This is a genomic window from Limnohabitans sp. (genome assembly GCF_046052825.1).
Classification (GTDB): Bacteria; Pseudomonadota; Gammaproteobacteria; order Burkholderiales; family Burkholderiaceae_C; genus Limnohabitans.
Genome location: NZ_JAVLFP010000028.1, coordinates 113,956 through 125,014 on the forward strand (window position 1 = coordinate 113,956; position 11,059 = coordinate 125,014).

The 11,059-nt window shown below is 52.0% G+C and carries 10 protein-coding genes and 2 tRNA genes; 9 read left to right on the top strand and 3 right to left on the bottom strand.

Translation table 11 applies throughout. The annotated features are described in order from the left end of the window. Window positions 1-22 precede the first annotated feature (22 nt). The 3 genes from ACKWJN_RS04440 (at window position 23) to rimO (ending at window position 2,062) form a co-directional block, all read left to right on the top strand. Window positions 23-99: transfer RNA gene (locus ACKWJN_RS04440), tRNA-Val, on the top strand. Between the two features lie 68 nt (window positions 100-167). Further along, entirely contained in the window at window positions 168-686 is a 519-nt protein-coding gene (phaR, locus tag ACKWJN_RS04445) for a polyhydroxyalkanoate synthesis repressor PhaR (protein ID WP_408594900.1), read from the top strand. After that, the gene (rimO, locus tag ACKWJN_RS04450) at window positions 686-2,062 is read left to right on the top strand and encodes a 30S ribosomal protein S12 methylthiotransferase RimO (protein WP_408594902.1); all 1,377 of its coding nucleotides are present in this window, start codon (window positions 686-688) and stop codon (window positions 2,060-2,062) included. Before phaR ends, rimO begins: the two co-directional genes overlap by 1 nt. A gap of 51 nt (window positions 2,063-2,113) precedes the next feature. Here the strand turns inward: rimO and ACKWJN_RS04455 are convergent. Then, window positions 2,114-2,198, bottom strand: a tRNA-Leu gene (locus ACKWJN_RS04455). A gap of 50 nt (window positions 2,199-2,248) precedes the next feature. Here ACKWJN_RS04455 and rnr point away from each other — a divergent pair. Then, window positions 2,249-4,444 carry a ribonuclease R gene (gene rnr, locus ACKWJN_RS04460; RefSeq protein WP_408594903.1) on the top strand — a complete coding sequence of 732 codons (2,196 nt, stop codon included), beginning with the start codon at window positions 2,249-2,251 and terminating at the stop codon, window positions 4,442-4,444. Window position 4,445: 1 nt separating this feature from the next. Here the strand turns inward: rnr and ACKWJN_RS04465 are convergent, their stop codons facing one another. Continuing rightward, window positions 4,446-5,948, bottom strand: a complete 1,503-nt coding sequence (locus ACKWJN_RS04465) for an NAD(P)H-hydrate dehydratase (protein ID WP_408594905.1) — start codon at window positions 5,946-5,948, stop codon at window positions 4,446-4,448. Next, window positions 5,945-7,306, bottom strand: a complete 1,362-nt coding sequence (locus ACKWJN_RS04470; protein ID WP_408594907.1) for a D-amino acid dehydrogenase — start codon at window positions 7,304-7,306, stop codon at window positions 5,945-5,947. Before ACKWJN_RS04470 ends, ACKWJN_RS04465 begins: the two co-directional genes overlap by 4 nt. 107 nt (window positions 7,307-7,413) lie before the next feature. Here ACKWJN_RS04470 and rpsB point away from each other — a divergent pair, with 107 nt between their 5' ends. The 5 genes from rpsB to ACKWJN_RS04495 all read left to right on the top strand — a co-directional run. Further along, window positions 7,414-8,154: a 30S ribosomal protein S2 gene (gene rpsB, locus ACKWJN_RS04475; RefSeq protein ID WP_408594909.1), complete on the top strand. Its 741-nt coding sequence runs from the start codon at window positions 7,414-7,416 to the stop codon at window positions 8,152-8,154. An 81-nt stretch (window positions 8,155-8,235) separates the two neighbouring features. Then, window positions 8,236-9,126, top strand: coding sequence for a translation elongation factor Ts (gene tsf, locus ACKWJN_RS04480; protein ID WP_408594911.1), 891 nt, complete (start codon window positions 8,236-8,238; stop codon window positions 9,124-9,126). Between the two features lie 78 nt (window positions 9,127-9,204). Further along, entirely contained in the window at window positions 9,205-9,927 is a 723-nt protein-coding gene (pyrH, locus tag ACKWJN_RS04485) for a UMP kinase (RefSeq protein ID WP_408594913.1), read from the top strand. 43 nt (window positions 9,928-9,970) lie between these two features. Further along, complete coding sequence (gene frr, locus ACKWJN_RS04490; RefSeq protein WP_408594915.1) at window positions 9,971-10,531, top strand: ribosome recycling factor; 561 nt, start codon at window positions 9,971-9,973, stop codon at window positions 10,529-10,531. A 7-nt stretch (window positions 10,532-10,538) separates the two neighbouring features. Then, on the top strand, window positions 10,539-11,059 hold a 521-nt coding region (locus ACKWJN_RS04495; protein ID WP_408594917.1), incomplete at its 3' end, for a phosphatidate cytidylyltransferase.

Consider the following 11,059-nt stretch of genomic DNA (forward strand, 5'->3'; position numbering starts at 1 on the left):
ACAATAACTGCTTCGAACAATTAGGCGCGTAGCTCAGCTGGTTAGAGCACCACCTTGACATGGTGGGGGTCGTTGGTTCGAGTCCAATCGCGCCTACCAATTGTTCCCCGTCCAGCCCGGCACTGCCACAGCAGTGGCGGGCTTTTGTTTATAGCGGGAGCTCACTCATGAGCAGCACAAAATACATCCCTCCTGGCGAAGTCGACACACGCATCATCAAAAAATACCCGAATCGTCGCCTCTATGACACGAAGTTGTCTAGTTACATAGCACTGAGCGACATCAAGCGCTTGGTCATGGATGATTTACGTTTTGTGGTGTTAGACGCGAAAACAGGAGACGATCTGACCCGCAGCCTCTTGTTGCAAATTATTTTGGAAGAAGAGACAGACGGTTCTCCTATTTTGACGGAGCGTATGTTGGCCAATATCATCCGTTTTTACGGGCATGCCATGCAGAGCTTCATGGGTGCCTATTTAGAAAAAAATGTACAAACATTCATGGACTTCCAAAGTCAGTTAACCCGAACGACCCATGACCAAGCCCCGCTGAACATCATGCAGGGGCTGGTGGGGCAATACGTGGATCAATCGACGCAAGCATTGACAGAAATGCAAGTTCAAATGCAAGAACAATTTAAAAAGCAAACTGACCAGTTGATGGACGTGATGAGGTTGAAACGCTGATGAGTGATGTGATACCTAAAGTAGGGTTTGTGAGCTTGGGCTGTCCCAAAGCTTTGACCGATTCTGAATTGATTCTGACCCAACTCAGCGCAGAGGGATACCAAACTTCAAAAACCTTCGCAGGTGCGGATTTGGTGATCGTCAACACCTGCGGATTTATTGACGATGCTGTCAAGGAAAGTCTTGACACGATTGGCGAGGCTTTGGCACAGAACGGAAAAGTCATCGTCACAGGTTGCTTGGGCGCGCGAAGCGGAGAGGGTGGTGCGAACTTGGTTCAGCAAATTCATCCCCGTGTGTTGGCTGTCACAGGGCCGCATGCTACGCAAGAGGTCATGGATGCAGTGCACGCGTTCTTACCGAAACCCCATGACCCTTTTCTCGATTTAGTTCCGCAAGCTTTTGGTGAGGCGGGTGTCAAGCTAACCCCCAAGCACTACGCCTATTTGAAAATCAGCGAAGGCTGCAACCACCGCTGCACGTTTTGCATTATTCCGTCTATGCGCGGTGATTTGGTGAGTCGCCCCATTGGCGACATCCTCAAAGAGGCGCGTGCTTTATTTGAGGGCGGCGTCAAAGAGTTGTTGGTCATCAGCCAAGATACTTCGGCTTACGGAGTCGATGTGAAATACAGAACAGGTTTTTGGGATGGACAACCGATCAAAACTCGTACGCTGGAGTTGGCGCAAGCATTGGCTAATTTGGCGCAAGGTTATGGCGCCTGGATCCGCTTGCATTACGTATACCCATATCCCAGTGTGGATGACATCATTCCGTTGATGGCGACAGGTCATGTGTTGCCTTATTTGGATGTGCCTTTTCAGCACAGCCATCCTGATGTGTTGAAGCGCATGAAAAGACCAGCCAGCGGAGAAAAAAATCTGGAGCGTATCGCTCGCTGGCGGGAGCTATGTCCACAGATTGTGATTCGAAGTACCTTCATTGCTGGTTTTCCTGGCGAAACAGAAGCAGAGTTTGAGCACTTGTTGGACTTTGTACGCGAGGCTCAAATCGATCGGGCAGGTTGTTTTGCCTACAGCCCTGTTGATGGTGCAATGGCGAATGAATTGCCTGGCATGTTGCCTCAATCAGTTCGCGAGGAGCGTCAAGCACGCTTCATGGCCGTCGCTGAAGAGGTGTCCATTCAGAAAATCAAACAACGCATTGGCTCCACTCTGCAAGTGTTGGTTGACCAAGCGCCTGGAAATGGTCGTAAAGGTGGCTTGGGGCGCAGTTACGCGGATGCTCCAGAGATCGATGGTCTGGTCAGGTTGTTGCCATCTGAAAAAATCAGCAAAGTGCTGAGAGTTGGCGAATTCACCCGCGCGCGCGTGGTGGCAACAGAAGGTCATGACCTTGTCGCATTGCCGATTTAAACTACAAAAACACAAAAGCCACCATGACGGTGGCTTTCATTTAACTTATATTGGTGCCCAGGAAGGGACTCGAACCCCCACGATGTTACTCGCTAGTACCTGAAACTAGTGCGTCTACCAATTCCGCCACCTGGGCATTTCAGGAAAGAAAGGCATTGTATCAAAAATTCATCAACCACCAGCGGAATGCTGGAAGAGTTTGAAGGCACCGTCTTCGGCCATCGGGATGGCCATGGCTTTGTACAACGTGACGATGGTGCAGCAGATATTTATTTGCCGCCCAATGAAATGCGCGCTGTTTTACACCGAGATCGTGTCAAGGCCCGTGTTGTGCGTTTCGATAAAAAAGGACGTCCAGAAGGACGCGTTGTCGAAATCGTGGAGCGTTCGACGCAACCCATCATTGGTCGGCTACTTCAAGAAAGTGGTGTTTGGTTGGTCGCGCCTGAAGACAAGCGGTATGGTCAAGATGTATTGATTCCGAAAGGTGCCACTGGTCGCGCAAGCACAGGACAGGTGGTGGTGGTCGAGTTGACCGAGCCACCAAGCTTGTACGGACAGCCTGTTGGTCGCATCAAAGAGGTCTTGGGCGAGGTCGATGATCCGGGAATGGAAATCGAAATCGCAGTGCGCAAATATGGCGTGCCGCACGAATTTTCTGAAGCCTGCTTGGCCTTGGCTCGAGGGTTGCCCGATAGAGTGCGCCCCCAAGATAAAAAAGATCGGGTTGATTTGACGGATGTGGCGTTGGTCACGATTGATGGTGAAGATGCGCGTGACTTTGACGATGCTGTTTATTGCGAGCCGGCCAAAGTGGGACGCGCTAAGGGATGGCGTTTGTTGGTGGCCATTGCCGATGTGAGTCACTATGTTGAAACTGGCAGCGCGATCGACATTGACGCCTATGACCGGGCAACCAGCGTGTACTTTCCGCGTCGAGTTATTCCAATGCTTCCGGAAAAACTCTCCAATGGTTTGTGTTCGCTCAATCCCGATGTAGATCGTTTGTGCATGGTTTGCGACATGTTGGTCACCGTCAGCGGTGAAATTCACGCGTATCAGTTTTATCCAGCCGTGATGCACAGTCACGCGCGTTTCACTTACACCGAAGTTGCTGCAATTTTGGCCAATACGCGAGGCCCAGAAGCGACCAAGCGCAAAGATCGTGTGGCAGATTTGATCAACCTTCACGATGTTTACACAGCATTGTTGAAATCGCGTCACGCACGTGGTGCAGTGGACTTTGAGACAACAGAGACACAAATTGTGTGCGACGACAGTGGTCGCATCGAAAAAATTATTCCACGCGTACGCAATGATGCGCACAAGTTGATCGAGGAGGCGATGCTGGCTGCCAACGTGTGCAGTGCTGACTTTATTTTGCAAAGCAAGCACCCAGGTTTGTTTCGGGTGCACGAAGGGCCTACACCCGAAAAGAAGGACGTTCTTCGCAACTACCTGAAAACAACGGGGGTGGGACTGACGATCACAGACAACCCTAAACCTGCAGAATTCCGAGCCATCGCAGAGGCAACCAAAGAACGTGTGGATGCCCAGCAAATCCATTCGATGCTGTTGCGTTCGATGCAGCAAGCCATCTACACGCCTATCAACAGCGGCCATTTTGGCTTGGCGTTTGAGGCTTATACCCACTTCACAAGTCCCATCAGGCGTTACCCCGACTTGTTGGTTCATCGTGTGATCAAGGCTATTTTGCTCAAGCGCCGTTACCAATTGCCGGTGTTGCCCACGCCGGGCGAAGCCCATGCCAAACTGGCACGTCGCTTGGCAACGCGTGTCCGGGAACCTTCACAAAAGCTGGAGCTAAAAACCAAACCCACACCCGATCAGCAGGCATGGGAAGCTGCAGGCTTGCATTGCAGTGCCAACGAGCGTCGCGCAGACGAGGCCAGTCGCGATGTAGAGGCATGGCTCAAATGCAAATACATGCGGGAACATTTGGGCGAAGAGTATGGTGGGGTTGTCACCTCTGCCACTGGGTTTGGATTGTTTGTGACTTTGGATGCGATGTACGTTGAGGGCTTGGTACACATCACCGAATTGGGTGGGGAGTACTTCCGCTTTGATGAGGCTCGGCAAGAGTTGCGAGGAGAGAGAACCGGGATTCGCTACGCCATTGGTTCGCGCGTAAGGATTCAAGTCAGCCGTGTGGACCTTGATGGACGAAAGATAGATTTTCGTTTGGTTCGTGACAGCGATGAGGTGCTGATGCGCTCATCCAAAGAAGTGAGCAAATCGCCCATGCAAAACTTCAAAGCAGCCGTGAAGAAGGCATTCACCAAATCGAGCGACAAGGGCGCTAAGTCCAACTCCAAGAAGTCTGGAGCACCTAAGAAAAGTAATCGTCGGCCTCGTCCGTGAACTAGCGTATAGATATCGCCAGCGTTTGCGCATCCAGAGTTGGGCCTGGGTTGGGCCATGTGTCTGCGGCAAATCCGTGGGCTCTTACACCATCACAGGCTGCATCAAAAGCGCTGAGGCCTTGTGCCATTTTTGCACCGATCATCCCAGCCAAGACATCCCCTGTGCCGGCTGTGGCCAACATGGCATTGCCAGTTGAGTTGATCACGGGTGTTGTTTGAGCTGCGGTAATCACAGTGCCAGAACCCTTGAGAACAACGACCGCGCCGGTTAATTCGGTCAATTGCTGTGCTGCTTGAATGCGGTTGCTCTGAATGTGTTGGGCCGTGCACTTTAGCAAGCGTGCGGCCTCAAGTGGGTGGGGTGTGAGTACCGTTGAAAGACCTTTGCGTGTTCGGTTTTTCAATAACCGAAAAAGTGAACTGTCCCTTGCGATGGCATTCAGCGCATCAGCATCTAGCAACAGCTGTGCTGACGCACTCAAGATTTTTGGCAACAGGTCGCGCACTTCGTCGCCGCCACCACAGCCACAAACGATGGACGCATGTTCCAGTTGCAAAGAGTGGATATTTCTCGCCATCAAGGCCGGGTATTGAGCCGTCGCGCTTAGCCCGAACGCCTTGTCTAGTAAGCAGGCATACACGCGTCCAGCACCTGAATGAAGGGCAGCTATGCTTGCCAAAACTGCAGCGCCCGCCATGCCTTGTGCTCCGCCAATCACGATGAGCTCGCCATAAGTTCCTTTGTGGCTGTTGTGGCGACGGGTGACAAAATTTCTGGGATTTGGGGATTGCAAGTAAGCGGTGGGATTGATCTGATGCCGAGGTGCCCCATCCGAATTCACCTCTAAATCATCGAACCAAACCTGTCCAGAGGCATCACGTCCGTCCGCTGTAAAAAGCCCAGGTTTGAGTGTCAGCAAGCTCAGGGTGTGCGTCGGCGACAAACGGGTGGGTGTGTTCGCTGGACGTAACCAAGTACCCGTGTCAGGGCTTAATCCCGTGGGTAGGTCAATGGCTAAAACTGGTTTGCCGCTGGCATGCATTGCATAAAGCCATTGCGCCATCAGTCCTTCAGGCGGTCGGTTGCAGCCCAGACCGAGCAGTGCATCAAGGCTGAGATCAAAAGTTTCCGGCGGTTTTGAATGAATGGCAACGCCGGCCCTTGTTGCGCGATGCCACGATCTCAGGGCGTCCTTTGGCGAATCTTGTTCATTGCCCAGCCAAGTGACCGTGACATCTTTGCCCCATCGCTTCAATTGAATGGCGGCCTCAAGTCCATCGCCCCCGTTATGACCCGGTCCGCAAGCAACCCAAATTTTGCGCGCGTGGGGCGCGATGGCCAATGCGAGATGTGCACTGGCCAGACCCGCTCGTCGCATCAAGCCGTCTTCAGGAAGCGATGCCTTGAATAGTGCCTCCAGGGCTCGTGTACCGGCAGCGTCAAAGAGAGGTAGAGCTCTAAGCTTCGAGATCTGAGATACGTTGCGAACATTGCAATTCATGGTTGAAGCTTCAATCGTTCCAACCCAAGACCTTCAAGATCAATCTCTGGCGTTCTACCGGAGATTTGGTCGGCAACTGCTCGAGCACATCCGAATGACAGCGCCCAACCACTTGAGCCATGACCTAAGTTCAACCAAACGCCAGGAATGCCGCTTGGTCCTATCACAGGCGGGCCGTCTGGAAGCATCGGGCGGGAGCCCTTCCACACTTGAACACTGTCTTGTGTCCGTGCTGCCCCTGGAAACCAATCATCGAGCACGCGGTAAAGCGTGCGCACGCTAGCCCCATGATGCTGGCGCAGGTTGCCCCCAATTTCTGCGCCGCCTGAAACCCTCACGCGTTGGCCAAGTCGAGAGATCGCAACTTTGTAACGCTCATCCATCACGCCGCTTCTAGGGGCATCCAGTGGTTCGCGCACGGATGCGCTGATTGAATAGCCATGAACTGCCGCTAATGGCAGTTGAATTCCCAACGGTGAAATCAAAGGAGCGCTTGCTAAACCTGCGCAGACGACCACTGTGTCAAAAGATGCGCCTTGATCACTGGGATTGAGTCGAATGCGCCGTGGTTCTTGGCGCTGTAGGGGCTGCACTTCGGCATTGAAATGAAATTTCACACCCAACGACTCCGCGATATTTTTCAAAATCAGCGTGAGTTGCCTGCAGTTGCCCACTTCGTCGTTTGGAAAATGGATGGCATGGGCCAACGGCGTTTCTGTGCTGAGTGCTGGCTCGATCTGACGCGCTTGAGCGGCCTCCAGCAATTTGAAGCTCAGGCCAGCGTCTATCATCGCCTTCAAAGAAGGTTTGATCAACTCATGTTCGCGCTCGCCGCGCAACAAAACCAAGTAACCCTGTGACCGGTCATGTTGAAGGTGAAGCCGTTCAGTCAGCAAGCGCATTCGCTCATGGCTGTAAGTTGCAAGCCGCAGCAAGCGGCCCCTATTTTCAACAAACGTCGTGTTGTCGCAAGCCTGCCACCATTTCCAGAGCCACTGAATCTCTGACCAGCTAGGGCGCGAAAACCGAACAGGGCTGTGCTTTTGCCAAAAATGTGTGAGGACATGCAAGGCCATGCCTGGTTTGGCCCACGGGGTCACATAACCAGGAGAGATGACGCCCGCATTTGCAAAGCTGCAGCCTTCAGCGGCTGAACTGCTTCGCTCGTAAACAGTGACCTCATGGCCTTGTTCGATCAACTCATAGGCCGTGGTGATGCCAATCACGCCAGCCCCAATCACGGCGACTCTCATGCGCGCAGCCTTGTTTTGCGCAAGGATTTGACGGTCATCTGTTGTACTTGCTGTGCTAGAATCATTGGGTTTTTCTAAGTGCCTCTTCTCTGAGGGCTTGGTCATAACATCACTCGCAAATCAGCCCCCTCAAGGTGTTGCCAAAGTTTTTCAAATGAAAAGATTGCGGCGATGACGGGCTGAATTTTAGACTCAACCTTTGGAGTAATCACATGTCAGTCACTATGCGCGAAATGCTGGAAGCAGGCGTCCACTTTGGTCACCAAACCCGCTTCTGGAATCCCAAAATGGCCCCTTTCATTTTTGGTCATCGCAACAAAATCCACATCATCAACCTCGAAAAGTCGTTGCCGATGTTTCAAGATGCAGCTAAGTTCGTGAAGCAACTTTCTGCCAACCGTGGCACCGTTTTGATGGTGGGCACCAAACGCCAGTCGCGGGAAATCGTTGCATCCGAAGCGCAAAGGGCTGGTGTTCCTTTTGTGGACCAACGTTGGTTGGGTGGCATGCTGACCAACTTCAAGACGGTGAAGACTTCAATCAAGCGTTTGAAGGACATGAAAACTCAACAAGAAGCTGGATTGGACGCATTGTCCAAAAAAGAACAGTTGATGTTCAAACGTGAAATCGACAAGCTCGAAAAAGACATAGGTGGTATCCAAGACATGGCGACTTTGCCTGATGCCATCTTTGTCATCGACGTCGGTTACCACAAAATCGCCATCGCTGAAGCCAAAAAACTTGGTATTCCTTTGATTGGCGTTGTGGACTCTAACCATTCCCCTGAGGGAATTGATTACGTAATTCCTGGCAACGACGATTCGTCCAAAGCTGTGACTTTGTATGCCCGTGGTATTGCTGATGCGATCTTGGAAGGTCGTGCCAATGCCGTGAACGACGTGGTCAAAGCGGTTGCTGAAGCGGACGACGAGTTCGTTGAAGTTGCTGCTTAAGCATTCGCCTAACTTTGAGAAGGGGCTCGTGCAGCCCCTTTTTCACACCCTGATTGAATTGAACTGAAGACGGAGAAACATATGGCAGCTATTACTGCAAGCATGGTCGCTGAACTGCGCGCCAAAACCGATGCCCCCATGATGGAGTGCAAAAAGGCTTTGACTGAGGCCGATGGCGATATGGCCAAAGCCGAGGAATTGCTACGAGTCAAGCTTGGCAGCAAAGCCGGTAAGGCCGCAAGTCGAATCACGGCTGAGGGCGTGATTGCCAGCCATATTGACGGCAATCAAGGCTCTCTCCTTGAAGTCAACTGCGAGACTGATTTTGTGACCAAAAACGACAGTTTTTTGGCTCTGGCGCAAGCCGCAGCCAAGTTGATTGTTTCTCACAACCCCGCGACGGTGGACGCATTGGGTGCGCTCTCCTACAGTCAAGACGGTTTTGGCCCCACTCTCGAGGATGTCCGTAAAGGTTTGATTGGCAAGATCGGCGAGAACATGAGTTTCCGTCGTTTCAAGCGCTTCGAAGGTGCACAAGTGGCGTCTTATCTGCACGGCACTCGCATTGGCGTTGTTGTGGAGTTTGAAGGCGACATGGTGGCGGCTAAAGACGTTGCCATGCATGTGGCTGCGATGAAGCCGGTGGCTTTGACCAGCGCCGATGTGCCAGTCGATCTGATTGAAAAAGAACGCTCTGTGGCCACAGCCAAAGCGGCGGAATCTGGCAAACCTGCTGACATCGCCAGCAAAATGATTGAAGGCTCTGTCCAGAAATACCTCAAAGAGGTGTCTTTGTTCAATCAGCCTTTCGTTAAAAACGACAAGCAAACCGTTGAACAAATGCTCAAAGCAGCCAACACCAACGTCAAAGCCTTTACTTTGTATGTGGTGGGCGAGGGCATTGAGAAAAAGGTGGATGACTTTGCTGCTGAAGTGGCGGCTCAAGTCGCTGCTGCTAAACAGACGGCTTAACCACAAAAAGGGGAGCTTCTGCTCCCCTTTTGACATCTACCTCGCATTCACTCGTACGACACACCAAGGAGCTTTACCATGACCCCAGCCCAGCCAGCCCACAAGCGTATCTTGCTCAAGCTGTCAGGGGAAGCATTGATGGGAGATGATGCATTTGGTATCAATCGTGACACGATTGTTCGCATCGTGAATGAGGTCTCTGAAGTGATTCACCTGGGCGTTGAAGTCGCCATCGTGATTGGTGGTGGTAATATTTTCCGGGGGGTTGCTGGAGGTGCTGTTGGCATGGACAGGGCGACGGCTGACTATATGGGGATGCTGGCGACTGTGATGAACTCTTTGGCGCTTGCCGATACCATGAACAAAGCTGGATTGACTGCACGCGTGATGTCTGCCATTGCCATCGATCAAGTGGTTGAGCCTTATGTGCGTCCCAAAGCTTTGCAGTATCTTGAGGAGGGTAAGGTTGTGATTTTTGCGGCAGGAACGGGGAATCCCTTCTTCACCACGGATACGGCTGCTGCTTTGCGCGGGGCTGAGATAGGTGCAGAAATGGTGCTCAAGGCAACCAAAGTGGATGGTGTTTATACAGCAGACCCCAAAAAAGATCCCGCTGCGACGCGCTACAGCAAGCTGAGTTTTGATGAGGCGATCAGTCAAAACTTAGGCATCATGGATGCCACTGCTTTCGCATTGTGTCGAGATCAAAAATTGCCTGTGAAAGTTTTTTCAATTTTTAAAAATGGTGCCCTGAAAAGGGTGGTTTTGGGCGAAGACGAAGGCACTCTTGTGCACGCTTGACCCTGACCGACAGACTCTGCACCCCTAAATTTTGGAGTATTCCATGACCATCGCTGACATCAAGAAAAACATCGAAACTAAGATGGATCAGACCATTGCTTCATTCAGCAACAGCTTGACCAAAATTCGCACAGGTCGTGCAAGCCCTGCTTTGCTGGATGCGGTGCAGGTTGACTACTACGGTTCAATGGTGCCGATCAGCCAGGTGGCCAACGTCTCATTGTTGGACGCGCGCACGATCAGCGTACAACCTTGGGAGAAAAGCATGTCTGCCAAGATAGAAAAAGCCATTCGTGACAGCGACCTTGGCTTGAACCCTTCGTCGATGGGCGAACTCATTCGTGTACCCATGCCTCCCATGTCCGAGGAGCGCCGAAAAGAATTGACCAAAGTGGTTCGCTCTGAAGGTGAAAATGCCAAAGTCGCAGTGCGTAACTTGCGCCGTGATGCCAATGAGTCGGTAAAGAAATTAGTGAAGGACAAATTGGCTTCAGAAGACGACCAAAAACGTGCAGAGGTGGACATTCAAAAGGTGACCGATAAACACATTGTCGACATTGACAAAGTGATTGCCAGCAAAGAACAAGAAATCATGGCGGTCTAACTACCCCATGCTCAAGCAACGCATCATCACGGCACTTGTGTTGCTGGCGCTATTCTTGCCTGCACTTGTTTCATCTGCCGCTGAGCCCCTTGCCCTGTTGACACTTGTTTTGATCGCAGCAGGCGCTTGGGAGTGGGGACGTTTGAATGGGCTGGGTATGCGTGGTGCATTGCGCTGCGCGGGCGTCTGCCTTTTGATGTGCTTTCTATCTTGGGCAGCACATTGGGCCTATCAACCGCCGGATTTCATTTGGCCTATTGTTGGAAGTTTGTGGGTGTTGGGCGGAGTGGGACTGCTTCATCGCGGTGCAGAGGACTGGCCGCGTATTGCACGAATACTTCGTCTGATGGGGGGTGTACTGGCTTTGTGGGTCACTTGGCTGGCGCTTTACCAAGCAAAAGTCATGGGCACCAATTTCATATTTTCATTGCTGCTTCTCGTCTGGGTTGCAGACGTAGGGGCTTATTTTTCGGGTCGCGCTTTTGGCCGTCGAAAGCTTGCGGTACACATCAGTCCTGGCAAAAGCTG